The 24,543-nt window shown below is 46.2% G+C and carries 23 protein-coding genes; 8 read left to right on the plus strand and 15 right to left on the minus strand.

The window, feature by feature from the left end; genetic code table 11:
• Nucleotides 1–28: 28 nt before the first annotated feature.
• The 4 genes from IAQ59_RS14410 (at nucleotide 29) to IAQ59_RS14425 (ending at nucleotide 5,567) form a co-directional block, all read left to right on the plus strand.
• Nucleotides 29–1,396 carry an NfeD family protein gene (locus IAQ59_RS14410; protein WP_209331532.1) on the plus strand — a complete coding sequence of 456 codons (1,368 nt, stop codon included), beginning with the start codon at nucleotides 29–31 and terminating at the stop codon, nucleotides 1,394–1,396.
• Between the two features lie 75 nt (nucleotides 1,397–1,471).
• The gene (locus IAQ59_RS14415) at nucleotides 1,472–2,239 is read left to right on the plus strand and encodes a lysophospholipid acyltransferase family protein (RefSeq protein WP_209331533.1); all 768 of its coding nucleotides are present in this window, start codon (nucleotides 1,472–1,474) and stop codon (nucleotides 2,237–2,239) included.
• Nucleotides 2,240–2,472: 233 nt separating this feature from the next.
• The gene (gene gatC / locus IAQ59_RS14420; protein ID WP_209331534.1) at nucleotides 2,473–2,760 is read left to right on the plus strand and encodes an Asp-tRNA(Asn)/Glu-tRNA(Gln) amidotransferase subunit GatC; all 288 of its coding nucleotides are present in this window, start codon (nucleotides 2,473–2,475) and stop codon (nucleotides 2,758–2,760) included.
• Nucleotides 2,760–5,567 (plus strand): tetratricopeptide repeat protein, encoded by a 2,808-nt coding sequence (locus IAQ59_RS14425; protein ID WP_209331535.1) that lies wholly within the window; start codon nucleotides 2,760–2,762, stop codon nucleotides 5,565–5,567. Before gatC ends, IAQ59_RS14425 begins: the two co-directional genes overlap by 1 nt.
• A gap of 29 nt (nucleotides 5,568–5,596) precedes the next feature.
• Here the strand turns inward: IAQ59_RS14425 and IAQ59_RS14430 are convergent, their stop codons facing one another.
• Nucleotides 5,597–6,892 (minus strand): aminopeptidase P family protein, encoded by a 1,296-nt coding sequence (locus IAQ59_RS14430; protein WP_209331536.1) that lies wholly within the window; start codon nucleotides 6,890–6,892, stop codon nucleotides 5,597–5,599.
• A gap of 229 nt (nucleotides 6,893–7,121) precedes the next feature.
• On the opposite strand from IAQ59_RS14430, the gene IAQ59_RS14435 reads away from it, so the two are divergent.
• The 4 genes from IAQ59_RS14435 (at nucleotide 7,122) to IAQ59_RS14450 (ending at nucleotide 11,868) form a co-directional block, all read left to right on the plus strand.
• On the plus strand, nucleotides 7,122–8,363 hold the full coding sequence (locus IAQ59_RS14435; RefSeq protein ID WP_209331537.1) for a M16 family metallopeptidase: 1,242 nt from the start codon (nucleotides 7,122–7,124) through the stop codon (nucleotides 8,361–8,363).
• Nucleotides 8,360–8,998 carry an O-methyltransferase gene (locus IAQ59_RS14440; RefSeq protein ID WP_209331538.1) on the plus strand — a complete coding sequence of 213 codons (639 nt, stop codon included), beginning with the start codon at nucleotides 8,360–8,362 and terminating at the stop codon, nucleotides 8,996–8,998. The genes IAQ59_RS14435 and IAQ59_RS14440 overlap by 4 nt, the downstream gene beginning before the upstream one ends.
• 10 nt (nucleotides 8,999–9,008) lie before the next feature.
• Nucleotides 9,009–10,613 carry a LysM peptidoglycan-binding domain-containing protein gene (locus IAQ59_RS14445; protein ID WP_209331539.1) on the plus strand — a complete coding sequence of 535 codons (1,605 nt, stop codon included), beginning with the start codon at nucleotides 9,009–9,011 and terminating at the stop codon, nucleotides 10,611–10,613.
• A 253-nt stretch (nucleotides 10,614–10,866) separates the two neighbouring features.
• Complete coding sequence (locus IAQ59_RS14450; protein WP_245189612.1) at nucleotides 10,867–11,868, plus strand: DUF3078 domain-containing protein; 1,002 nt, start codon at nucleotides 10,867–10,869, stop codon at nucleotides 11,866–11,868.
• 19 nt (nucleotides 11,869–11,887) lie between these two features.
• Here IAQ59_RS14450 and IAQ59_RS14455 read toward each other — a convergent pair whose 3' ends face one another.
• The 14 genes from IAQ59_RS14455 to IAQ59_RS14515 form a co-directional block, all read right to left on the minus strand.
• Nucleotides 11,888–12,295 carry a hypothetical protein gene (locus tag IAQ59_RS14455; protein ID WP_209331540.1) on the minus strand — a complete coding sequence of 136 codons (408 nt, stop codon included), beginning with the start codon at nucleotides 12,293–12,295 and terminating at the stop codon, nucleotides 11,888–11,890.
• Nucleotides 12,296–12,453: 158 nt separating this feature from the next.
• Nucleotides 12,454–13,599, minus strand: a complete 1,146-nt coding sequence (locus IAQ59_RS14460) for a DNA polymerase III subunit gamma/tau (protein WP_209331541.1) — start codon at nucleotides 13,597–13,599, stop codon at nucleotides 12,454–12,456.
• 89 nt (nucleotides 13,600–13,688) lie between these two features.
• Nucleotides 13,689–14,081 (minus strand): hypothetical protein, encoded by a 393-nt coding sequence (locus IAQ59_RS22385; RefSeq protein ID WP_342450709.1) that lies wholly within the window; start codon nucleotides 14,079–14,081, stop codon nucleotides 13,689–13,691.
• A gap of 55 nt (nucleotides 14,082–14,136) precedes the next feature.
• Nucleotides 14,137–14,460, minus strand: coding sequence for a hypothetical protein (locus tag IAQ59_RS22390; protein ID WP_245189613.1), 324 nt, complete (start codon nucleotides 14,458–14,460; stop codon nucleotides 14,137–14,139).
• A gap of 63 nt (nucleotides 14,461–14,523) precedes the next feature.
• Nucleotides 14,524–15,390 carry a GNAT family N-acetyltransferase gene (locus IAQ59_RS14470; RefSeq protein ID WP_209331542.1) on the minus strand — a complete coding sequence of 289 codons (867 nt, stop codon included), beginning with the start codon at nucleotides 15,388–15,390 and terminating at the stop codon, nucleotides 14,524–14,526.
• 110 nt (nucleotides 15,391–15,500) lie between these two features.
• Nucleotides 15,501–15,749 (minus strand): hypothetical protein, encoded by a 249-nt coding sequence (locus IAQ59_RS14475; RefSeq protein ID WP_209331543.1) that lies wholly within the window; start codon nucleotides 15,747–15,749, stop codon nucleotides 15,501–15,503.
• Between the two features lie 191 nt (nucleotides 15,750–15,940).
• Nucleotides 15,941–16,591, minus strand: coding sequence for a hypothetical protein (locus IAQ59_RS14480; protein ID WP_209331544.1), 651 nt, complete (start codon nucleotides 16,589–16,591; stop codon nucleotides 15,941–15,943).
• 197 nt (nucleotides 16,592–16,788) lie between these two features.
• On the minus strand, nucleotides 16,789–17,913 hold the full coding sequence (dnaN, locus tag IAQ59_RS14485) for a DNA polymerase III subunit beta (RefSeq protein WP_209331545.1): 1,125 nt from the start codon (nucleotides 17,911–17,913) through the stop codon (nucleotides 16,789–16,791).
• Nucleotides 17,914–18,135: 222 nt separating this feature from the next.
• Nucleotides 18,136–19,815, minus strand: a complete 1,680-nt coding sequence (gene gldG, locus IAQ59_RS14490; RefSeq protein ID WP_245189614.1) for a gliding motility-associated ABC transporter substrate-binding protein GldG — start codon at nucleotides 19,813–19,815, stop codon at nucleotides 18,136–18,138.
• Between the two features lie 8 nt (nucleotides 19,816–19,823).
• On the minus strand, nucleotides 19,824–20,543 hold the full coding sequence (gldF, locus tag IAQ59_RS14495; protein ID WP_209331547.1) for a gliding motility-associated ABC transporter permease subunit GldF: 720 nt from the start codon (nucleotides 20,541–20,543) through the stop codon (nucleotides 19,824–19,826).
• On the minus strand, nucleotides 20,540–21,454 hold the full coding sequence (gene gldA, locus IAQ59_RS14500; protein ID WP_209331548.1) for a gliding motility-associated ABC transporter ATP-binding subunit GldA: 915 nt from the start codon (nucleotides 21,452–21,454) through the stop codon (nucleotides 20,540–20,542). Before gldA ends, gldF begins: the two co-directional genes overlap by 4 nt.
• Before the next feature lie 129 nt (nucleotides 21,455–21,583).
• Nucleotides 21,584–22,783, minus strand: coding sequence for a phosphoglycerate kinase (locus IAQ59_RS14505; protein ID WP_209331549.1), 1,200 nt, complete (start codon nucleotides 22,781–22,783; stop codon nucleotides 21,584–21,586).
• A gap of 34 nt (nucleotides 22,784–22,817) precedes the next feature.
• Nucleotides 22,818–23,780, minus strand: a complete 963-nt coding sequence (locus IAQ59_RS14510; RefSeq protein ID WP_209331550.1) for an L-threonylcarbamoyladenylate synthase — start codon at nucleotides 23,778–23,780, stop codon at nucleotides 22,818–22,820.
• A complete protein-coding gene (locus IAQ59_RS14515; protein WP_209331551.1) occupies nucleotides 23,780–24,493 on the minus strand; it encodes a tetratricopeptide repeat protein in 714 nt (237 codons plus the stop codon). Before IAQ59_RS14515 ends, IAQ59_RS14510 begins: the two co-directional genes overlap by 1 nt.
• Nucleotides 24,494–24,543 lie beyond the last annotated feature (50 nt).

The following is a 24,543-nucleotide window of genomic DNA, read 5'->3' on the forward strand; positions in this document are numbered from 1 at the left end:
GTATATTGACCTTCAAATTACGATACCCATGAAAATACATCTTTCCTTACTCACGGCGTTTATTTTTAGTCTCCTAGCAACAAGCCTAACCTACGCCAACGAAGATGAAAGAAATACAAAAAAGGTTTTTGTTTTTGAACTAAAGAGCGACATAGACCCTAGAACCAACCGAAAAGTACGGTTGGCGATGGAAGAGGCCAAAAATCAGAAGGCAGACCTAATCATTATTCACTTGGATACTTACGGTGGGGCGGTAACAGATGCAGATGATATCCGTACACGAATCTTAGAATCTACTATACCCGTTTATTCATTTATAGATAAAGACGCCGCTTCTGCCGGCGCACTGATTTCCATCGCCTGCGATAGCATTTACATGGCTCCTGGAGCAAGTATTGGTGCCGCCACCGTGGTCATGGGTGGTTCGGGCGAAGCCGCACCGGACAAATACCAATCGTACATGCGCTCTATGATGCGGAGTACCGCCGAAGCCAGGGGCAGGGATCCACGTATTGCCGAAGGTATGGTGGATGAAAAACTGGAAATCGAAGGAATCTCCAAAGCCGGGGAAGTTATCACATTCACCGTATCCGAAGCCATCACAAATAATTTTTGCGAAGCACAGGTAGCTTCTATCCCTGATTTGCTAGAACATATCGGATGGGAAAACCACGAACTCATTTATTACGAACCCTCTTCGGTGGAAGATGTGATTTCCCTCTTTTTAAACCCAGTGGTAAGTGGCTTTTTGATTTTGGTAATATTTGCTGGAATTTATTTCGAGCTACAAACTCCAGGCATTGGCTTTCCACTGCTTGCCAGCGTAATTGCAATTATCCTATACTTCATCCCCTACTACCTCACTGGGCTTGCCGCTAACTGGGAAATCGCCGTCTTTATCGTAGGAGTGGTGTTCTTGCTGATCGAAATATTTGTGGTTCCGGGTTTTGGCATTTTTGGAGTCCTGGGGATTCTGGGAATTCTAACCGGTCTTACACTCGGGATGATTCCTAACGATCTATTTGACTTTACCTTCGTTGCTTCCGGAAAGCTATTCGCCTCTTTGCTGACAGTCCTATTGGCCGCGATCATTGCCACTATCCTGCTATTCACACTTATGCCCAAGGTAAATGAATGGAAGGCCTTTACCACCCTGTCCCTGGCAAGTACGCAACAGCGTGCGGAGGGATATACCGCTACGACCTATTCCGACGAATTAGTCGGAAAGGAAGGATTGGCCCACACACGGCTAATGCCCAGTGGAAAAGTACGGATTGACGATGAAATATACGATGCGTATTCAAGAGGAGAATTCATAGAAAAAGGCGACAGGATAAAAATTATCAGCGCCGAAGGCACTTCCCTTAGGGTAAAAAAAATCAACCCAGAAACGTAGTAGTTCCAACCCTACCTGGTAAGGTTCGTAGATTAACAAAAAAACCAGGTAAATTCAGTAAACTTCTGCTTGTCCATGCCAGTATTTCAGCGGATATATTCAATATATGGAACATGTGTTTTTTTTGGCACCTTTTTGATCTTGCTACCGATATTCGTGCTTACGATCGAAGTCCCCCGGCTGAGAAAATACGGTAGAAAGCTAAACCGCCTTTGGTCCAAAGTGTTTTTTGGTTGCCTACTCATACGGGTCAAGTTTGAAAACTTGAAACACCTAGACCCAAACCAACAATATGTGATTGTATCCAATCACTTCTCCTACCTCGATATCCCGGTATTGGGACTGATACCCTTCGATTTGGTCTTTGTGGGAAAAGCCTCACTTGGAAAGGTCCCTCTATTTGGCTACATGTTTAAAAATCTACATATTGCCGTGGATCGGAATAGCCTTAAAAGTAGAGGTGCTTCCATTGCCAAAGCCAAAGAAGTCATCGATGACGGGGCCAGTGTGGTTATTTTTCCAGAAGGAGGCATCAATAGCCCTCAACCGCCCCTATTGGCCCGGTTTAAAGATGGCGCATTTAAAATTGCCGTAGATAAACAAATTCCCCTAATTCCTATCACCTTATCCTATAATCACTTAATTTTGCCCGATGACGGCAGGTTTTTACTCCGCCACAAAACAGCCAAAGTGGTGATACATCCACCGGTAATCGTACAGGATGCCGACTCAAAAACGGTGAATTTGCTTAAAGAACGATGTTACCAAACCATTCAGAATCAACTATTGAAAGACAATACTGAAATGGGTGAATTATCTCCTCTTGGGCTTGAAAATGGTTAATCAAGCAAACCGGTAGTTTCCCGAAAACCTGGTCTAAAAGAGATACAGATTGATACAACAGGCTAAAGCGGGATCATTTTCTGGTAGATTACCCCAAAATAGCTTGCTATATACAAAGTATCCATGAAACCGCGCACGACCCACGCAACACTATATAAACCAAGCCGTAAGGCAGGTATCTAGACAGGTCGGTACGTGAGAGGTTCTGAACATTAAAAAACAATTACATAGAAATGAAGATAGACATTGATACCTTGCGAAAAATAGCCCACCTTGCTAGACTTGAATTTGATGAAGCAAGTGCAGAAAAAATGACGGCTGATATGACACAAATTCTGGATTGGGTAGAAAAACTGAACGAGGTAGACACCCGTAACATAGATCCTATCACCACGATGTCATCCGAGGAAAACGTTTTGCGAGAAGATACTGTGGGAATTCACCTAGACCATGAAAAAGGCCTGAAAAACGCTCCGCAGCGGGACTCCGATTACTTCAGGGTTCCCAAGGTATTGGAATAATGAAGCCTTCGATATTGAAGCATATTTTTTCAACACTGTTTGTATACGTCCCTGCTATTATAGCAGGTTTGGGATGCATTGGGTTGATCGGGATAAAGCTGTGGTTCCCTTTTGGTGCGTTGCCTCTCGTTCCGGGAATAACCGGTGAAATGGTAGATATTCCCCTGGAGACAATTTCCTTAGGATTTGGGGAATTTACACTGCACACCCAAAACTACCTCCTTTTTCAGGTTTTCGAGTCACTCAAGCCCTTGAGTTTCCCCAGAGAAACCCAGATAATTTGGCTTTTGGTTTCAGTCTTGTTTTCTTTGGGGATTGTGCTGGTAAGCGGATTTAACCGATTCCCTTTTATTGGAGGGATGGTTGTCGCAATTTTCCTGCTGCTTATATCCGGAGTCAATGACCTAAACCTTACCATGTTGGGTCAAAATTCAGGCCTATTGATTGCATTAAGTGGGCTGCTATTACCCGCGGTGTTGATCCATACGTTTTTCCCAAATACCACACTGGAGAATCGCACTGCCATTATCCTTTTATTTTCCCTGATCACTTGGTTTACACTCATATACCTCTCTCCAATACCTGCTCCTACCCTGCTTTTGGCGGAAACTAGCAGCCTGACTGCTTTGGGGATTTCAGCCCTTTTTTTGGTTTATATCGGTCACTCCGTTATCGGTTCGGTTTATGTGCTTCTTGCCAAACTCAATCAGGGAATAGGAATAAAAATCTTCTGGCACTTTTTATCCTTGTCCATCGCCTATCTTGCTCTTGTAACCTTGTTATTTTTACAGGTGAGGGGTGAGATTAGCACTTCTTTTCCACTCCCTCCGGTTTTTTTACTTTTTATTGTTGTCGGCATTTTGGGTTTTTGGGAGACTAACCAAAAAATTCGGCAATTAAGCCAACCCTACGGCCTTCCCCTGATAGGCAAAGGAATTTACCTGATTGGATTTGCAATCAGCTCTATGGTGTGGCTAAAAGCAGACCTCACCGCCAATACACCCATGGAGGACTTGCTCAAACACCTCCTACTGTACACGCAGCTTGGCTTTGGAATACTTTTCTTCCTTTACCTAATCGCCAACTTCCTCAGCGTGATAAATTCAGGAACCGCTATTCACAAGATCATGTACCGTCCGCCCTTCTTTCCTTACTACCACATGAGGCTAGGGGCATTACTAAGTGTGGTGGTACTGGCCATCTACTCGGATGGTATCGTACTTGCTCAAATAACTGCTGCCTCCACCAACCTATCAGCTGACTATTATCAGGCCATCGGCAGAGAGCGGGAGGCGGCCATTCTATATGAGCACAGCTTTGATCGCTACCGCAACAACCCAAAAACCCTTAATGCCGTAGCCCATTACTATTTCAAAGAAAGGCAACCAACTCCAGCCACACAGGTACTCATGCGAAGCTTTGACGAGCGGCCCACGGTGCATAACATTGTATTACTTTCCTCACGTCTTTATCAATCGTCCAAAAACTCAGAAGCCATCTTCTACCTGCAAGAAGGCCTAACATACTTCCCAGAGAACCCTTATCTCTTAAACAACCTCGCTGTGCTAAAAAGTGATCTCCGACAACCACTTGATGCGTTGGAGCTCTTGAAACGCATGGATGAAAAAACCCAGACGCGCGACGCAAATCTGCAGGCGCTAGTTGCGATGCATGGCTTAAATTGGGAAGATCAAGACCTGAAAGACAACTTACCCGGAATGATTAACCGCCTAGCGAATTACAACCTCTCCGGTGCTTCCGCTCCATTTGATCTTCCTACAGACACCTTGCGCGTATCGTCACTGATCAACCGGGCGGTACTAAGAAACCAATGGTGTAATGAAGTGAAAGACAGCCTTCCTAGAGACCTTGGAATCTTAAACGCCTTGCTAAACCAGGAACTTACCCCGACTGTTGCTGCTGAACTATTGGAAACGCAAGTAATCCGGAATTACCGGGCAGGAAAAACAAACGATGTTCTGAACACACTAGGAAGCCTTTCTGGAAACTATGCAGGAAGTGCCGGCTTTTATCTTTCGATGCAGGCAAAAATATATGCCGGACAGACCGATTTCATCAATGCCGCCAAGTCAATGGTCCAGGCGGAAAGCAGTGGCTTCTCAAAAATCGAAACAGACATGTTGCCCGTATTGTATTTTGGTGGATTACAGGATGAAGCTGCCCGTCTTGCCCAAAAATATGCACTCCCATTCCCAAAGTGGATGCGATGGAACGACGACGGCCAACTAGTGGAAAACGATACAGTAACCTTCGTAAAGGGATTATCAAACCTGCTTGCAACAACAAAAGAAGCCGCATGGAAGCCGCTGCAAGCAATAAAGGACAAACGACTTCATGCACTTTACGCAACCGAACTATTGGTTCGCAAATCCCATTGGTTTGTAAATGAGGAGTTTGAAGAAATACAACAAATCTTAGCATCCTACTATGATGAGGAACAAAGTGCCCACGTCCAGTCGCTTGTTTCCCGGTTTCAAGCGGGCATTCCGCTATCAGACGGAACCCTAAACCCTCTTTTTCCCCAGAAAATGGAAAATGGGCATGCAAATGCCTACTGCACGCCACTTGTGATGGCCGAAGCGAGGAATACCGAAAATCCGATTGACGCCTACAATCTTCTGCACGATGCAACAAGGTTTAACCGAGATCCATTGCTATGGCTAGAGCTTGTCAAATTTAGCCGAAGAATTGGCCAAGATGCCTATGCAAGTAGCTATTTGCAAGAAATGGGTACTTGGTTAAGTGCAGAGGAACTAATCGATTTGCAGATTACCTATCTTCCTTAAGCGGTTTAATTCGGATTTGCACTCGAGAATCAGTTGCCTGCCTGCATCAACGCTTCGATTTCTTCTGCCTCAATGGGTATATGCTTCATTAGATCCAAATAACCGTCCCGTTGAATGACAATATTATTTTCCAGACGAATACCAAAACCCTCCTCCGGAATATAAATCCCTGGTTCAACCGTAAAAACCATGCCTTCCTGTATGGGGTCATAGATCGTGCCTACATCGTGAACATCCAACCCTAGATGGTGGGAGGTTCCGTGCATAAAGTACTTTTTATACGCGGGCCATTGGGGGTCTTGAGATTCGATATCCTGCGTTGAAATCAATCCCAAACTTTTCAATTCCGCCTGCATGACCAATCCCATCTCCTGATGATAGTCCTGAATGATCACTCCCGGACGTAACATGTCAAAAGCAGTACGCTGTACCCGTAACACCGCATCATATACTTCCCTTTGGCGCTTGGTGAATTTACCATTCACCGGGATAGTACGCGTCATATCGGCATTATAGTTTCCATATTCTGCTCCAACATCAAACAAAATCAGGTCACCATCCCTACACACCTGATCGTTGTCAATGTAATGAAGCACGCAGGCGTTGGATCCTGATGCGATAATCGGTTCATAGGCAAACCCCTTGCTACCCCTTCTCACAAACTCGTGTAAAAACTCTGCCTCCAACTCAAACTCTTTCACTCCCGGCTTGACAAATTGAAGTATGCGCCGAAATCCTGCCTCGGTGATATCGCATGCAAGCTGCAATTGAGCAAGTTCCTCAGGCTCTTTGACCGCCCTCAGCTGATGCATCAGCGGAGCTACACGTCGGTAGGTATGCAACGGATATCGATCCCGGCAGTAGTTGATAAAACGGGCATCCCTCGTTTCTACTTGTACACTGGCCCTAAGGTGTTCGTTCGTATTCAGAAACACTTCTTCACTCAACGCCATCAGCATGGGCAATATATTATCAAACCTGTCAGTCCATTCCACCCTTCCTACGCCGGAGCATTCGATCGCCTCCTCCTTGGTAAGTTTATGGCCTTCCCAGACTGCAATATGCTCGTCCGTCTTCCGGACAAACAATACCTCCCGATATTCCCTTTTTGGAAAATCAGGACACAATACCAAAATCGTCTCCTCCTGATCTATTCCTGTAAGGTAAAAGAGGTCGTTGTTCTGACGGAATCGCATGGTTCCGTCTGCATTGGTAGGGAGTATATCATTGGCATGGAAGATGGCAAGAGCATGCTTGGGAAGCTTTTTGATCAACTTCTCCCGGTTTCGGATGTACAGGCTTTTTGGTAGTGTTTGGTATCGCATAACAATCAAAAGAATCTCTTTGTACTTATTTGTGTGGTTTAGCAAAGGTCAAAATTAGGCAATTTTTCCCAATAGGAGCGGCGGTTTGCAAAGTAAGCACCGGATTGGATTCATCCCAAAGTACCCATGTCTTACCCGCAAAAACGAATTTATCACATTCCTAAAAATCCCCTCATGCATTCCCGAATAATGCTGCTATTTTTGTTCTTTGGAAGTGAATCAGATTGGAATGTCATATCAAATCAGGGAATTAGTAAACGGAATCCGGATTGTTCACCAAGAGGTTACCCATACCAGGATGGTGCATTGCGGATTTATTCTAGACATTGGAAGCAGAGACGAGGAGGAAGATCAAATAGGATTGGCGCATTTTTGGGAGCATATGGCTTTCAAAGGCACCCATAAACGAAAGGCGTTTCACATCATTAACCGCCTCGATTCCTTGGGCGGAGAACTCAATGCCTATACAACCAAAGAAAAACTCTGCTTTTACGCGAGCGTGCTGAAAGAGCATTTCGGCAAGGCGGGCGAATTGCTCTGTGACATCACCTTCAATAGCATCTTCCCCCCGAAGCAAATTGAAAAAGAACGGCAGGTCATTTTAGAAGAAATGTCGATGTACCGGGACTCGCCGGACGACGCTATTCAAGACGACTTTGACGAAATCCTCTTTCCCGGGCATAGCCTAGGCAACAACATCCTTGGGACAGAAGAGTCAGTAAAACAGTTCACCCAACAACATTTCGTAAATTTCATCCAAAACCGGATGGACACCTCGAAAATCATCTTTTCGGTGGTAGGCAACATCAGCTTCAAAAAGGTGCTCGCAACCCTAATTCCCTTTCTTGCCAGCATTCCAGCTAAGCACATCTCATACCAACGGAAACCGGTAAACGGATACACCCCGAAGATAACAACCACTTACAAAGAAATCACTCAGGCCCACTGCGCCTTGGGAAAACCTACCAGCGGAATAAATGACCCGAATAGGTACAAGTTATTTCTGCTTAATAACATTCTGGGCGGACCAAGTATGAACTCCAGGCTAAACATGGCGTTGAGGGAAAAACACGGATTGGCTTACAGCATCGAGTCTGTCTACCAGGCGTATACCGACGCCGGGTTTATTGGGATTTTTTACGGCACTGAAGAACCGGCAGCCGCCAAGGCCCGTAAAATTGTCATGCGCGAGCTAAAACGTATCCGAGATAGAAAACTTGGCACCTTGCAACTTCACATGGCCAAAGAACAGACTATCGGACAAATGGCCATGGCAGAAGAAAACTATCCCGGCCTGATGTTGGTGTATGGCAAGACGCTTTTGGACAAAGGCTACATCGAGCCATTGGAAAACATCTTTTCGGTGATCAAATCCGCCACTTCGGAGGAACTGCAGGATCTGGCAAAGGAAGTATACGACGAGGATCAATTTAGCTTCCTTACCTACCTGCCCAAAGCTGATTTGCTATGATAGAGGACGCACTGTTTCAGTACTGTTTAGCCCATACCGAAAATGAAGATGCGGTATTGACTCACATCACCAGACAAACCAACCTGAAAGTTTTAAAGCCCCGTATGCTTTCCGGTCCGGTTCAGGGCAAATTTTTAGAGCTGCAGGTAAAAATGCTAAAGCCAAAGCATGTGCTGGAAATAGGCACTTTTACCGGATACGCAGCCATCTGCATGGCCAGGGGACTGGAAAACGGTGCGAACCTGATTACTTTAGACATCAATGCAGAACTGGAAGACATGGTGCGGGGATTCTTCCGTCAATCCGGTTTAAACGATAAAATCGATTACCGCATCGGGAATGCCCTTGAATTAATTCCAGAAATTTGCGGTAACTTTGACATGGTGTTTATTGATGCCGACAAAATAAATTATAGCCGGTATTACGATCTGGTAATTGATAGGCTAAATCCAGGCGGAGTTATCTTCGCAGACAATATTTTATGGTCGGGCAAGGTCTTGGAATCCAACCGCAAAAAGTTGGACAAAGACACCGCTGCAATTTTGGAATTTAACCAAAAAGTGCAAGACGATCCCCGGGTTGAAAACGTCATTTTACCGATTCGGGATGGCATAATGATGGCTAGAAAAAGATAATTGAATGGGCATGAGAAAATTGAACATCCTATATATCCTGCTAATATTTTTTAGCCCTAGTCTTGTTTGGGCTCAAGCACCCGAGGTTCCTTCTGTGATCTACTTTGCGGACATGACCCTACGCCTCAACGAACAGGCAAAGCGAGAGATTCAGGCAGACGTGAATGCCCTATACCGAAACCCTAATTACTTTCAGGTCAAACTGGACCGAGTAAATCTCTATCTGCCAATTGTGGAGCGTGTGCTGAAAGAACAAGGAGTCCCCGATGACATGAAGTACTTGGTGATTCAGGAAAGCAGTCTTATTTCGGACGCCGTATCCACTTCCAATGCCGTCGGGTTCTGGCAATTCAAAAAAGGGACCGCTGAGGAAGTGTTCATGCGGGTAGACCATGAGGTAGATGAGCGCAAAAACATCGTGTCCTCGACTAGAGGTGCCGCATTATACCTTAAAAAGCACCAAAATCACCTGAATAACTGGGCTACCGCCCTGGTTTCCTATCAAATGGGACTGGGAGGTGCAAGGGCCTATTTTGGAGAGCAGTACAAGGGCAAACGCACGATGGATATTGATCGAAACTCCTATTGGTACCTAAAGAAATATCTGGCCCACAAGATTGCCTTCGAAGGACAAACAGGCAGACTAGTTAGCAATGGTGATTTCCTGCACGAGTATGCGGTCAAAGGCCCCACCACACTCGCCCAGGTGGCGAAACAACTCGGTGTTAGCGAAAACCACTTGAAGGAATACAATAAGTGGGCACCAACTGGGCACATTCCCGGCGACAAAACCTATGTGGTCACTTACATCCAAAAAGGAATCGTACCGGCGAGACCTGCTATTCAGACGGACCTCCCTCCCGTGGGAGCAGGTCAGGAGCTGGTCCAGGTCAGCTCCTATTCTGCCTACCCAAAGATCACGGGCAACACCTCAAACGCTACGCAGCGCGGACAAGTCAGTGTAAACGGCATCCAAGCCGTTTTGGCCGTAAACAGTGGGTCCATAGAAAAGCTAGCACAACAGGTGGATATGAAGGAGCGAAAGCTTCGTAAGCTCAATGACTTGGGGAAGTCTGATCCAATCCAGGAAGGCCAATACTACTACACCAAACGAAAAAAAGGCAAGGCCGAAGCTGCCGAGCACGTAGTGCAGCCGGGTGAGACGCTTTGGAAGATCTCTCAAATACACGGTATTAGGATGCATTCCCTTAAGGCAAAAAACCGGATTTATAAGGATAGTGACCTACAGCCCGGCATGATACTCAAACTCCGAGATTATCGAAAGCGTGGTGAAAAAATACAGCTGGTATCACCTTCCATACGGACAGCCTCTCCGGTTCAAGCTAACGTACGAAAGGCTGATCCCGAACGTAACGATGACACAGCAACATCCAATAATCCTTCGCAGAACACCGTCAGACTACCTGATAAATCGGTCACAGCCTCCACTCCAACTGCCCCGCCGAGGGTATTCGAACATGTGGTAGAACCGGGGGACACATTGTATGCGATAGCCCGCAAACACCAGGTGAGCGTTTCCCAACTCCGGGATTGGAATTTGATCGGCGAGGACAATCTCCTGAAAGTGGGGCAAAAGATAGTTATCCGAAAATAACGGCATAGTGAAAGTACATCATTTAACCCAACCATCTTTAGAAAGGAAGTCTTGAAATACAATGCATAATAACGGCTAGCTGTTCACTGCATGGCAATTATACTATCTTTAAGATTGAATACTCCCGCCAAAGAGCAAATTATAAACAGATGAATCGAGCATGACGCAAGCGACACACACTGGGATGCCCCGATAGCTATCGGGGCAAACATGCGAGATTCCATGTGACCTTTGAAAAATCAATTATAGACAGATGAAATATTTTTTTCGAATAACCGCACTTTTTGTAGTATTTGGATGCATTAGTGGGAAACTTCATGCACAAGACACGGGGAACCTAAGCAGGGCCGACACGGTGATCATTAGTGGAGACACGCTTATCATGCGTGGAGACTCCCTGATCTTTGCCCCTATCGTGAAAGAAATCTATTGGAAAAAAGGTGGCAACTTTAACCTTAGCATCCAACAAGTCGCTCTGAGCAATTGGTCTGCGGGGGGTGCGAGTTCCTCTGCATTGAACACCGGCCTGTTGCTCTTTGCTAACTATAAGAAAGATGACAAAATCTGGGACACGAGATTGACGGTGAACTACGGACTGAACCGGCAAACAGGAAGGGCTTATCCTACCAGAAAAACCAATGACAACTTTATCTTCATAAGCAAATACGGACGGGAAATTTCCAAAAGCATGTACTTGTCCACCCAGATTGACGCACGGACGCAATTGCTACGTGGCTTTCGGTATTTCAGGCCGGCTGGGGCTGAACAAGATAGCCGTACACGGATTTCGGACCTGCTCAGCCCGGGATATATCCAATCCTCAACAGGCCTTAACTACCAAAAAGAATATAAGAAAAACAACAAGTTTTCTGCCATTATCTCCCCTTTTACGGGTCGATTTACAGTCGTGATGGATGACTCACTAAGCAGGGCGGGTGCCTTTGGAGTCATACCGGGCGAGAACGTACGCGCAGAAGCAGGGATCTCCCTCGCTTCTTCGATAGACACACAGCTAATGGAAAATATCCGGTGGAAGGCAGACCTCAACCTCTTCTCCAATTACGATCGCTTGGGAAACATGGTAGTCAACTTCAATTCCATTATCTCCATGAAAGTAAATCGTTTCATCACCACCCGAATCGAAACCGTATTGATATACGACGAACGGGTGTTTATCCAACAAGAGGACGGGACGGCAAGGCGGGCAATACAGCTACAAAACCTTATTAATTTTGGTGTAGGGATTGATTTTTAGTGCCCACCAGCCAATAAAGTCAAAAATCGGTTTCCAAATCAAACCGGGATTTCAATGCTTTGAGCATCGGAGATTTTTCCAGCAAATACCTAAACTTATCAGTCGACGTGTATAGATTTCTGGATTGGTCCTGCGCCTCTTCCTTTACTTCGTAGGTCACTTCCACGCGAGCATGAGACAGCTTCTTTCTAAATAACCCGGTTAACTCCGGCTTACATTTCAAAAAGATATCCTTTTGGAGCTCTCCCGAGAGCAAAAAGTGAATGGCTTCTTCCCGAATCTCAAAAGGCTGACGCATCACGGCCACTTCCATGTTTTTATGGGCCTCCTTGTAATCCGTGATAATTTCCTCCAAGACCGCTTGCACTGACGCCTGTTCGAGATGCCCTAGGTGCTGACTTACCTCTTCCGCTATTGTTTTCTCCACTTCCTTAGGCGCTACAAGGGTCGGAATCGGTCTTTCCTTGACTTGATTCGTTACCTGCCGAAGACTTGAAGGAATTGCCGGAGTCTTCTTTACTACAGGAGAAGAGACTGTGTCTACTGCCGGATACGCGACGGCGGAGGACTGTTGTGGACTAGGCGCTAAGCTTTTTTTTTTGACTCCTCCTTTGCAAGCGCCGCAAGTGAAATGGTGCTGGGCAGATGCGCCAATTTCATCAGCAATAACTCGACATGCAACCGTTGATTCTTGCTGCCTTTATAAGAATAGTCGGCTTGGTTTGACATATTCAGCGCAGTGAGCAAAAAAGAAAGCGAGGTTTTTTCTGCTTGCTCTTTATACCGCTGCTTGGCACCTTCTGATACCTGCAGCAAATGTAGGGTAGAAGGGTCCTTGCAGACCATCAGTTCACGAAAATGCTCGGCTAATCCCACCAAAAAGTTATGCCCGTCAAACCCCTTTTTAAGGATTTCATCAAAAATCAACAGGGCTGAGGAAATACTTTCGTCCAACAATGCATCGGTGACTTTAAAGTAATAATCGTAATCAAGGATGTGCAGGTTGTTGATGGTCTCCTGGTAGGTAAGCTTTTTGCCGTCCGAGAAGGTTACGATCAAATCAAAGATGGAAAGTGCATCGCGGAGCGCACCATCTGCTTTGGTGGCTATGAGCCTCAGTGCCTCCTCTTCGTGTTCGATCCCCTCTTTCTCCGCGATGTATTTGAGGTGGTCCGCAATATCACTTATCTGAATCCTATTGAAGTCAAAAATCTGACAGCGGGAAAGGATGGTGGGAATGATCTTGTGTTTCTCGGTCGTAGCCAGTATGAAAATCGCATACTTTGGGGGCTCCTCCAAGGTCTTCAAAAAGGCATTGAAGGCCTGATTGGAAAGCATGTGCACCTCATCAATAATATACACTTTGAAGCGGCCCTTTTGAGGTGCATACCGAACCTGCTCCACAAGGTTCCTGATATCCTCCACCGAGTTGTTTGAAGCAGCGTCCAGCTCGTGTACATTGAATGAGCCATTTGCTTTGAACGAGAGGCAGGAGTCACATTGATCGCAGGCTTCAAAATCCGAGGTACGGTTCTCGCAATTTATGGTCTTGGCAAGGATACGCGCGCAGGTGGTCTTTCCGACACCCCTTGGCCCACAAAACAGGAATGCCTGGGCCAAATGGTCGTTTTTAATGGCATTCTTAAGCGTAGTGGTAATATGCTGCTGCCCCACGACACTCTTAAAATCGGAGGGCCTGTATTTCCTGGCAGAGACTACAAAATTTTCCATCACCGCAAGTTATAAAATTAATCGAAATGAAGCGCTTAGCGATTTGGAATTTAACCAACAAAAGGCGTAGCCATTTGATTATTTGAGGGTTAAAAATCCAGCGACAAGCCGGTTTTGAAGGCGAAAATAACATTCGTGACCGGCACAATGGGACGGTTTTCGTAGCTGATGTCAAAAGAATTGGTGATCGAAAACCGGTCGGTGATCTTGGTGTTGATAATCGTGGAGCTATTTATTCGCTGCCGAAAATCCGAGATGGAACGATCGTAACCTATTTGGTAATAGTTCACCAAATTCACATCGACAAACTCGTTGACCGTCGCACGTAACGAAAAATAATTCGAACTTTTGAGCAAACTTACCTGCCTGATCTCATCCAAATAGGGATGCTGCCAGGTCTCCCATTCTTGTAGGCCACCGACCCCCACAATGAAAGTAAGCCGTTCGGTCTTGACTGCATTCAATCGAACCGACCCTCCCATTAACAACCGGGGATCAAGGCCACGGAAATTATCGAATGAATACTGTCCATATACCTCATAATTGACCTTTTCTGTCGCGCAGGAAGTTTACCCGGCTATGAACGAATCCGAAATTCAAAAAGTCCTCATCGTTGATCTTGAGGTAACCAAAGTTTGACACAAACACGTACGCATGTTCGTTGGGATAATAAATCGCATTTACATCGAGGTTATACCCGAAGAGATTGACCGGGTCATCCACGCCCGCACTGCGGTTATAGACATTGAGACCAAAGGTTGTTTTAAACTGAAAATGCCTGGCCGTATCCTTCTCCATGCGCAGACGCTCAATGTTCAAAATCTGACCATAGGCTGTCTCCCCCACGGCCATTGCAATCACTAAAATAGAATAATTTGTACAATCTGATCAAACCAAATTTTTTAAATTTTAAAATGGATAATCTCACCCCAATTCAGGGCCACAGATGGCATATAAACGGGATGTATCTCCCGGATGACCGTTCCCTTTTAGGTACATACGAAACAGTTCCCGCTGCACATGGAACCCACAAGATTCGAGCCAAGAGACCCAGCCTTGTTTCTTCTTGGGAACGTCGATCACCCAGGATACGTCGCTGCATTTCTCCATGGAATGCGCGAGCAGTAACTTGGCAGTGGCATCGTCATTGGCAACCAAAGGCCCCAGATGCACATAGCGGGTCCCTTTTCTGGCCATTTGGTAGCCGCTGATTCTACCGGTGGCGTCCACAATTCCGAGGGCCAATGGTGGCAGGCTACGGAGGTTGTGCAACAATACGTCGGTGCGGTCTGCGCCAAAAACCTCCTTGTCTAAGTCGTGAATGTCGCTCATGTGCGACACATCCAGCTTCTTCACGCGTTCCTTACTGACTCCCGTCTTCCAATCGTCTGGCACTTCAGGCGAAGTGGCCACCATCCTCAGTAGCGTATATTCCTCTTCAAATCCAAGCTGTCGGTATACAGGAAACCCCGCCGGTGTGGCATCCAACTTAACAGAGGCTACCCTGTTAAGCGATTGGATCACTGCTTTCATCAGCATTTTACTGATACCCTGACCTCTGTAGGAGCGGTTCACCAGCATCATACCTATCCATGCAACCCGATTTGTATAGTTGATGCCCGCGACTGTTCCGACCACCTTGTCATCCTCCACGGCTACCAAACAACTCGCTGGAGCCATACGTAGAAATAGATCCCAATCATCCCTGGTTTGGTTCCAGCCCTCTGCATCTTTGAGTTCCATGGCGGCATCTAGGTCTTCGGCAGTCATCAGACGAATATTGGTTGGCATGGGCAAGTTGTTATAAATAGCTGTGAGTTTGATCCGAAACTAGGAAAAGCAACCCAATATTCAAAAATTCAGGAGGGATGATATCATGCTGCTCTAGGACCCGAAGCTTACTATTCAAAATCCCGAAATGTTGATTCTGCAATATCCAGCCGGTATATACGGAGTATATCTTCCTCTATATCTGGATTTTCCGCTCCAACGGCAAACAATTCCCCCTCACGAACACCTATATTATTGGCTTGAAAAACCTCGGGGACAAAATCACCCAAAGTGTTACCCTCCAGGTCACCTATCCATAGGCGTCGTTTATATTTTTCGTCCATGCGCTCTCTCAGTACAATGCGCTCCTCAACACCCATATTCTACTGAAATGCGCTTACGTCCGCAGGACTATATCCCGGGAAATACGAGATTAGGAGAAATTCGTTAAAACGGACGATACTTTCAATTTTTCCGCCCAATAAAAAAAATCCAATATCGGTTCCTACCTTGGCATTTTCACCACCTTGGAAGTAATGATAGTCCTTTAGCGAGGGTTTAAACTGAGAAATCAGCTCATGCGGTGGATCAACATCATATAAATAAACCACAGGTTCAATCCCGAAGGCAACATAAATGAATCCGTCTGAAATACAGAAAGCAGGCAACCATGATCCAAAGGGAAAGTAATTGCCGTTTTTAAACAAGCTCCCATTTGGGAAGTTGGCAAAAGTCTCCTTTTTCCAGTTGATGGATCAAGCCACTTAAGTAAGTGCATTGCTGCGTAGCTTGCAGGTCCCTCGTTTTCTCTAGTCCGTGACCCTTGGTCAAAATATAATAAGCGGTCGCCATGTTTGGCAAAACTTTTACCAAAAACCCGTTGGGCAAAAACGTGGGGCTCCATATTGTCTTCCTTTGTTGAATTGACAAGCCTTCCTGACAATTCATAGGTATTAAAACCTACGAACCCATACGCTAAAAAATGATGGTTGTCCACGAAGGTTAAAGGCGCCATCAGTACCCCATATCTGTCTGGCACATCTCCAAACTTGGTATAGGAATGCAATATATTACCCTCAAAATCGACTACATAAATTTCCTCACCCAATTCCCTGTGGTCCATAAATAGAATGCGTCGTGCTCCGGGATTTATATCATGAACAACTGGCTTACCTATAAACGGAATTTCAATGCTATCTACCGGAACCAACATCAATTCCACAGGCAATTCTGCCACATACTCCCGGTCGCTGGGCTTGGCGCACGCTATTGTCAGAAAAATAGATAACCAGATGAATCGCATACAGCAAGATACACCTAATTTCTTAATTTAAAAATGACTAAAACAAAAACCTCCCCCAAACAAGCGCCTGGAGGAGGAAAAATGGGGTGTCGGCTGGCAGCCGGGCAAAATAGGTTTTATACGTAATTGCTCAGCATAACTGGCATCACCAGCATCAGGATGTCTTCGTTGTCTTTCATATCCGATGGGGTGATCAGTCCCGCACGATTTGGCGCACTGAACTTCAAGGTAATCTCCCTGGAATTGATATTGTTCAGCATTTCTACCAAAAACTTAGCGTTAAAACCGATCTCGATGTCCTCCCCCTCGTGCACGCAGCTTAAGCGTTCATTGGCTTCATTGGAGAAGTCCAGATCCTCTGCTGAGATCTGCAGTTCGCTACCCGTCAGTTTGAGCCTCACTTGGTGGGTAGTCTTGTTGGCATAAATGGAAATCCGACGAAGTGAGCCCAAAAATTCCAGCCTATCAATCGTCATGTCGTTATTGTTATCCAAGGGGATCACATTCTCATAATCGGGGAATCGCTCGTCAATGAGCCTACAGATCATCTTGATATTGTTGAACTTGAAGTAGGCATTGGAACTGTTAAATTCCACGCTGACAGGCACATTATCCGAAGGAAGGGTTGCTTTGAGTAGATTGAGCGCCTTGCGAGGGATGATAATACTGGCCCCTTCAGAGGAAACTATATCCACTCGGCGATACCGGATTAGTCGGTGACCATCGGTGGCCACAAAAGTGGTGTTTGTGTCACTAAGGTTAACGTAAACCCCGGTCATCGCGGGTCTCAATTCATCCCCGCTCGTTGCAAAAATCGTATTATTGATGGCACTGCTCAACACCTCCGTGGACATATCGACCGTAGTTGCGTTGCTTACGACCGGTATTTTTGGAAAATCAGTCGCATTTTCTCCGGCCAACTTATAACGACCATTGTCTGAACTGATTTCAATGCTATAGGTTTCCTTGTCAATACTGAATGTCACAGGCTGCTCAGGCAGATTCTTTAAGGTCTCGATCAATATCTTGGCAGGAACGGCAATATTTCCATCCTCTTTAGCTTCTACTTCTATATCCGTGATCATGGACGTCTGCAAATCAGAAGCGGTGACGGTAAGTTTGCTATCCTTAATTTCAAAAAGAAAATTTTCCAAGATGGGTACTACGGGGTTCGTGGTAACCACCCCGTTTATTGAGGACAGTTGCTTTAAAAGCGAAGAAGAAGAAACAATAAATTTCATTTGGATGTGATTTATATTTTTGGTCATCAAAGACCGTTAGAACTGGGCAAGGTAGCTATTTTCTGGCTGCCAAAATAACGGAATCGCGGTGATTTATCCAGTATCCTACCGGCATTTTTTTTACCGCAACTTTTAACAGGGTAAATTTAAAAATAAAATCAGTAATGGCCTTGTTCATCGTAATATTCCTTCGAAAGTTTTTCCAACCTATACCGAGGCGTATTATTCGTGTATGGTATGTTCATACCGCCGCTTCCTAATGAAATATCGGCTAAATCCGAAAATGACCACCATGGCTACCGGCAATGCTACATTGATGAATTGCCAAAAAAAACGCTGATTAACCGATTTGACGCGGTTTAGGGGCCGAATCTGATAGTGCTTTGTGCGAGAGGCGATAATGCCGTCCGGATCGGAAAGGAATTGCAGCGCATGCTGCAAAAAAGCCCGGTTTGCTAATGGGGCTTCGGCAAATGGATCCTCTCCCAGTGGAAGTGGCTCCTTGCTGACAGGGTTCATCAAACTTTTCACAAAGCCTCCATCTCCGACCACCAGTACCCTGCCCTTGTCACCACGTTCCAGTAGCGCTGCCTGTTCGAAACCTTCAGGCAAGAAGCGATTTTTAAAATAGGAGGTAAAGGTTCCTTCAAGTAAGTAGGCCATTGGAAGTCTTGATAGGTCGAATGCTGCCATATCGGGTTCTTGCACCATGTCCTCAAATGCCACCCTGACAGGTGCCTGAAGGCGACGGGCATAGTCCGAAGAAAAAATCAGGGGGATTTTCCGTACACCTTCCGCCTTCACGGTGTCCAGACTGCTAACGAAACGAAATTGCACCTGATCCAACCCTTTGGTAATCGGGTGGCTAGCCATACGGCCTGCCATGACATAAAATGGCCAAGGCAACGGTACTATCTGGGACTGATCCCCAAATTCCCCTGAGACAACCGGGTGATAGCCAAAATTGAGGTCTTGGATTAGGTCTCTATTGATTCGAATGCCATACCGAAACAGCAGATCATCCAAGCCTGAGTCGAAAGGCATTGCCACGGTTCCATCCCCTCCTGCATCCGCAAGGTCTACCGCCATCTGATCGATAAAAAACAACAGATTGCCACCATACATGAGGTACTGATCCAGCAAGTACTTTTCACGTTCATCAAACGGCTCTTGGGGCCCTGCAATGATTAGCGCTTCAAAATCCAACAGATCCTCTACGTTAGTCGCCTGCTCCAAAGGAACTTTATAAACTTCAAAATCATCGTTAAGGGCCTCCACCAGTCCAAATCCGTCATCTAGGGCCATTTCACCGTGCCCCATCACCAATCCTACCGACCGCTGATACTTCGCAACCAGCCGCTTAATTGCCTGGCCCAACTCAAACTCCAGGTTTTCGATCGAAAGGTTGAGGATTTCATCGGGAGACATGCCTTTTTCTCCCTTGAGCAATAACGCTCCCACCTCAAATTCTTCGTTTCGCACCACAACTCCCGGAAATATCAACCGGGACGTTTGACCTCCCTGTTGGGAAGCGAAGAGGTTGGTGGGCGTAATGCCATAATCCGCCAAAGCCAGGATATATTCCTGCTGAATATCCGCCGGCAACTCCAGCGGATTCTGGTAAAAAAACCGAATGGGTGTCGCACTGAATGCATCGAAGGTCTTCACCGTTTCTTCGATAGCCTTTTGAAAGCGGCGCATGCCACCGGGCAAATCTCCGGTGAGCAAAATCTCCACCTCCAAGGGTTCATCCAGAGCGGACAGCACCTCCCTGGTAGCCTCCGCCACGGAAAAGCGCTTTTCCTCCGTCAGATCCCAACGGAACCGTACAGTCTCCCCGAGTCCAAATGCCAGTAGCCAGGTCAAGACGATGACCAAAATAGTGCGCGCGATATTATTCATCTTTTGCATCATTTCCTTTCCACCACTCCCCACGTTAATGCCAACAGCGAAATAATTAAACCTAGAAAATAAAAGACATTTTGCGAGACAATCACCCCTCTACTCATGCTTTCGTAATGGTAACTGAGGGATATCTCTTCCCAAAATAGCGCCCAACTCCCGGAACCAAGTGCCGCCAGGGAGGCGATCCCTACATAAAGAAGAAAACTGATGAAAACACCTATCACGAAAGCCACAATTTGATTGTCCGAAAGGGCCGAACTGAACATCCCTACGGCCGCAAAGGAGGCACTGATAAGGAGAAGCCCAATATAAGACCCGAAAAATGCCGCCGAATCTATATTCCCTACCGGATCGCCCAGTTGGTAAACACTATAATAGTACACCAACGTAGGCAAAAGTGCCAACAAAACAAGCACCAAGGAGGCCAAGTATTTGGCAAGCACTATCTGATATCCCTTAAGTGGGGTAGTCATCAAGATTTCCCAAGTTCCCGTCTTTTTCTCCTCCGCAATCATACGCATCGTAATGGCTGGAATCAAAAAAACCATAACCAATGGGGTATAGGAAAACAGCGATTCCAGATCGGCATAGCCGTATTCAATCACGCTGGTACCCGGAAACACCCATACGATCATCCCAATAGAAACCAAAAAAAGCACCAATACGATGTAACCACTGAGGTTATTAAAAAAGGCATTTATCTCCCGCCAGAAAAGACTCTTCATTTACGTTGGGTTAATTCGTGAAAAACCGTCTCCAAACTTTGGGATTGCTGCTTTATTTCAACCAACGAAAGACCCTTTTCCGCTATCAATCCCAGCACTTGCTTTCGTAAGTCTTGGGTACCCGGAGCTGGCACCAATAAAAATCGATTGGCCGATAATTCCCTTATCTCTCTTATGGGCAAATGTTGAAACCAGGTATGATCCAGCGTCTCCTCGGTCTCAAAAACAAGGCTTTCTCCCTTTCCGGAAGTAATCAAATGATGAAGCAGATCCTGCGCTACAACCTGACCTTTGTGGATGATTACGACCTTTTCACAGATCGCCTCCACCTCCTGCATGATGTGCGTACTTAATACCAACGTTTTCTCCTGTCCGATTTCCCGGATTAGTTTCCGGATTTCTACCAGTTGGTTTGGATCCAGCCCGGTAGTCGGTTCATCCAAAATGATGATATCCGGATCGTGAACCAGTGCCTTGGCCAATCCCACACGCTGCCGGTAACCCTTGGATAATTGGCTGATTTTCTTGGTTCCTTCCGGCAAAAGACCGCAGCGTTCCATTACATGACGTACCCGGCTCTCCAAATACCTCCGTTCCACCCCATAAAGTCCTCCTATAAATCGAAGAAATTCAGGAACGTACATATCCAAGTAAAGCGGGTTATGTTCAGGCAAGTAGCCTATCATCCTGCTGACGACCTTTGGATGCTTTTTTACCGACACCCCCTTGATCATTACGTCTCCCTGATCCGCTGCCAAATAGCCCGTAGCTATCTTCATGGTCGTGGATTTACCAGCCCCATTGGGACCCAAGAAGCCCAGAATTTGACCTGGCTTTGCTTGAAAGGTTACGTTATCCAAGGCTTTCTGGGTACCGTAGGATTTTGACAGTTGACTGACTTCTATTGACATCTCTAAAACTCCACACTATAACGATAAAATTAACGATATCATTTTAAAAAATTGGAAAAACCCGAGATAAGGTAAAAGAGAATAGACCCCGCTAAAAAAGCGAGGTCTAGGTGTATGCGATCAAATAAATTACGGTTCGAGTGCGGTAACACCAGGAAGTTCTTTGCCTTCCATCAGCTCCAAAAGGGCACCGCCTCCCGTGGATACATAAGAGACTTTATCTCCATAGCCGAATATATTTACAGCCGCGGCAGAATCACCTCCTCCAATGAGTGAAAAGGCGCCTGCTTGCGTTGCGTCTGCGATTGCCTCGGCTACTGCTTTAGTGCCCTGTTGAAAACTGCTCATCTCAAAGACACCCATGGGACCGTTCCAGAGAATGGTTTTGGAATTTCGGATGATCTCCCCAAAAGAGGCAGCAGTCTCGGGCCCTATGTCAAGTCCCATCCAACCGTCTGGTATTTGGCCTCGCTGAGCCAATCCCTGCTCTGCGTCATTGGCAAAGGCCTTAGACGTAACCGTATCCAATGGCAGCACCAAATTCACTCCTTTGGCTTTGGCCTTTTCCATTAGTTCCAATGCCAAATCCATCTTATCCGCCTCCAACAGGGAGTCACCGATGGTACCGCCTAGGGCTTTGGCAAATGTATAAGACATCCCTCCACCGATGATCAGGTTATCCACCTTATCCAAAAGACGTTCGATAATCAATATTTTGTCAGAAATCTTTGCTCCGCCCATAATGGCAGTAAAAGGACGTTCAGCACTACTCATTACCTTATCGGCATTTTCAAGTTCCGCCTGAAGCAAATATCCGGCCGCCTTGTCATTGAAAAACTTGGCAATTACAGCGGTAGAAGCATGAGCCCTATGGGCGGTACCAAATGCATCGTTTACATAGATATCACCAAGTTTGGAAAGCTTTTCTGCGAATCCTTCGTCTCCCTTTTCCTCTTCTTTGTAAAATCGCAGGTTTTCAAGTAATAGGACCTCACCGGGATTGAGCCCTGCTGCAAGCTGGGTGACCTCAGTACCTATGCAGTCGGAGGCCACTTTTACTTTTAGCCCCAACGCCTTATTAAGCTCCACCACAATATGTCTCAAGGAAAATTTATCCTCCGGCCCTCCTTTTGGTCTCCCCAAATGGGACATTAATATGGCAGATCCACCATCCTTAAGGATCTTTTTTATGGTAGGAACGGCAGCCACGATACGGGTGTCGTCAGTCACTTGGAAGTTACTGTCCAAGGGGACATTGAAGTCAACCCGGATGAGTGCCTTCTTTCCCTTGAAATCAACATTATCTACGGTTTTGATTCTCTTATTCATATTCGAAAACGATTAGTTGGTCAAATCTAACAAATTATCTAGCGGCCGCTCTTCTGAGGCGATCATTTATGGCTTTACCCAAATTTTTTTCCGGCAACTCCTCCGCCAAAATTACAGAAACCCCGGCCTTATCCAAAAACCTCATACCAGAAAATAGGTTTCTGGCTGCTTCGCCAAAATCTCCCTCAGGACTAAGAACCACCTTTTTACGGTCATCAATCCCTTGGTAGTCTTTAGTAAAGGACAATACAGCAAAATCCTCACCCTGACGGCCAAATTGAACTATCAACTCGTCCAAATCCCCTAGGACGACCGGTGTTCGCGGCGCATAATGGCTCTTTAACATACCCGGTGACTTGGGATTACTACTGGATTGAGGTAAGATCAAAACCGGACCGACCACTTCTTCAATAGCGGAAACCGACAATCCCCCCAAACGGTAAATGATCAACTGCCCCTGCTCCAACCCGACAATGGTACTTTCCAAACCGACGGAACAATCTCCCCCATCCAACACGTACGGGATCCTATCGCCTAGCTGATCCTCTACATGTATCGCTCGCGTGGGGCTGATATATCCAAAAGGATTAGCACTAGGTGCCGCTAAGGGAAAATCCAGCACCTTCAACAAGGCCCTAGTCACCGGATGGGAAGGCACCCGGACAGCGACCGTATCCAGCCCGCTTGTAACTAGATCAGGGACAATATCCTTCTTAGGCAACAGTAAAGTCAAGGGGCCCGGCCAGAAAGCGTCCGCCAGTTTTCTCAATTCCTCCGGAAACTCCCGGATATAACGATACACTTGATCCGTATCTGCCACGTGCACAATCAATGGATCGAAACTGGGCCGATTTTTTGTATCAAAAATCTTCGTTACCGCCACCGGATCAAGTGCATTTCCCGCCAATCCATACACTGTCTCCGTTGGGATGGCCACCAGCTCTCCTCCTTTTAAAATCGCCGCTGCCCTATGAATGTCGCTTCCAAGTTCTGCCATTAGTCCGCACAAAATTCATCGATCCATTCCTTAGCGGCCGTGTAGCCCAAACTCAAGGCCATCTTGAGGTTGGCGCAGCCACCTTCCTTATCCCCGAGAGCACTCATCTCTGTGACACCCTTTAGATAAAACGCCGCCGCATTTCGCTTATCCAGATTTATTACTTCTGTCAGCGAAGCCATGGCTCCCATTGGGTCGTTGTTACCCAACTGTGCTTTGGCCTTGTTAAAATGTACAATAGCCTGATTGGGGTTTGCCTGCAAAGCCATATCGAACTCAAAGAGCGCATCCTCATACGATTCCATCCCTAACAGTGCTAAGCCCCGGTTGTAATAGATATCGGTTTGGTTTGGATCCAGTGCGCTTGCCCTATTGTAGTCCACTACGGCATTTCGAAATTCCTTTTTTTCTAATTGAGCATTACCCCTGTTGAAGAAAGGTTTATAGGAGGTGCTGTCCAGGGAGATCGCTTTGTCAAAAGCATCGACTGCTCGATCCCAATCCTGCTGCTCAAAGTAAGCCACACCCATCGCATTCCAAGCATTGGCCAACGTTTCGTCGGCCTCTACCGCTCTCGTCAGTAGGCTGACAGCCCTATTATAATCGCCCTGCTCTAATGCTTGCACTCCCTCTTCAAACAGTTTGTCCGGGGATGGGCTACAAGAATAAAGCCATAGCAGGGAAGCGGCAAAAAGCCAGCAGATGTTGCGCATGTTGTTTTTTTGGCAAAGATAGGGATTCTTCCCGTCTATTCCACGGCTAG

Origin of the sequence: Lunatimonas salinarum, assembly GCF_017811155.1 — a bacterium.
In the GTDB taxonomy this organism is placed as follows: Bacteria; Bacteroidota; Bacteroidia; order Cytophagales; family Cyclobacteriaceae; genus Lunatimonas; species Lunatimonas salinarum.

What these genes read in the sequence shown, in the direction of transcription:
- IAQ59_RS14410 (WP_209331532.1), top strand. Translation starts at nt 29, where the DNA reads ATGAAAATACATCTTTCCTTACTCACGGCGTTTATTTTTAGTCTCCTA.
- IAQ59_RS14415 (WP_209331533.1), top strand. Translation starts at nt 1,472, where the DNA reads ATGCCAGTATTTCAGCGGATATATTCAATATATGGAACATGTGTTTTT.
- gatC (WP_209331534.1), top strand. Translation starts at nt 2,473, where the DNA reads ATGAAGATAGACATTGATACCTTGCGAAAAATAGCCCACCTTGCTAGA.
- IAQ59_RS14425 (WP_209331535.1), top strand. Translation starts at nt 2,760, where the DNA reads ATGAAGCCTTCGATATTGAAGCATATTTTTTCAACACTGTTTGTATAC.
- IAQ59_RS14430 (WP_209331536.1), bottom strand. Translation starts at nt 6,892, where the DNA reads ATGCGATACCAAACACTACCAAAAAGCCTGTACATCCGAAACCGGGAG.
- IAQ59_RS14435 (WP_209331537.1), top strand. Translation starts at nt 7,122, where the DNA reads ATGTCATATCAAATCAGGGAATTAGTAAACGGAATCCGGATTGTTCAC.
- IAQ59_RS14440 (WP_209331538.1), top strand. Translation starts at nt 8,360, where the DNA reads ATGATAGAGGACGCACTGTTTCAGTACTGTTTAGCCCATACCGAAAAT.
- IAQ59_RS14445 (WP_209331539.1), top strand. Translation starts at nt 9,009, where the DNA reads ATGAGAAAATTGAACATCCTATATATCCTGCTAATATTTTTTAGCCCT.
- IAQ59_RS14450 (WP_245189612.1), top strand. Translation starts at nt 10,867, where the DNA reads ATGAAATATTTTTTTCGAATAACCGCACTTTTTGTAGTATTTGGATGC.
- IAQ59_RS14460 (WP_209331541.1), bottom strand. Translation starts at nt 13,599, where the DNA reads ATGGAAAATTTTGTAGTCTCTGCCAGGAAATACAGGCCCTCCGATTTT.
- IAQ59_RS22385 (WP_342450709.1), bottom strand. Translation starts at nt 14,081, where the DNA reads ATGGGAGGGTCGGTTCGATTGAATGCAGTCAAGACCGAACGGCTTACT.
- IAQ59_RS14470 (WP_209331542.1), bottom strand. Translation starts at nt 15,390, where the DNA reads ATGCCAACCAATATTCGTCTGATGACTGCCGAAGACCTAGATGCCGCC.
- IAQ59_RS14475 (WP_209331543.1), bottom strand. Translation starts at nt 15,749, where the DNA reads ATGGGTGTTGAGGAGCGCATTGTACTGAGAGAGCGCATGGACGAAAAA.
- dnaN (WP_209331545.1), bottom strand. Translation starts at nt 17,913, where the DNA reads ATGAAATTTATTGTTTCTTCTTCTTCGCTTTTAAAGCAACTGTCCTCA.
- gldG (WP_245189614.1), bottom strand. Translation starts at nt 19,815, where the DNA reads ATGAATAATATCGCGCGCACTATTTTGGTCATCGTCTTGACCTGGCTA.
- gldF (WP_209331547.1), bottom strand. Translation starts at nt 20,543, where the DNA reads ATGAAGAGTCTTTTCTGGCGGGAGATAAATGCCTTTTTTAATAACCTC.
- gldA (WP_209331548.1), bottom strand. Translation starts at nt 21,454, where the DNA reads ATGTCAATAGAAGTCAGTCAACTGTCAAAATCCTACGGTACCCAGAAA.
- IAQ59_RS14505 (WP_209331549.1), bottom strand. Translation starts at nt 22,783, where the DNA reads ATGAATAAGAGAATCAAAACCGTAGATAATGTTGATTTCAAGGGAAAG.
- IAQ59_RS14510 (WP_209331550.1), bottom strand. Translation starts at nt 23,780, where the DNA reads ATGGCAGAACTTGGAAGCGACATTCATAGGGCAGCGGCGATTTTAAAA.
- IAQ59_RS14515 (WP_209331551.1), bottom strand. Translation starts at nt 24,493, where the DNA reads ATGCGCAACATCTGCTGGCTTTTTGCCGCTTCCCTGCTATGGCTTTAT.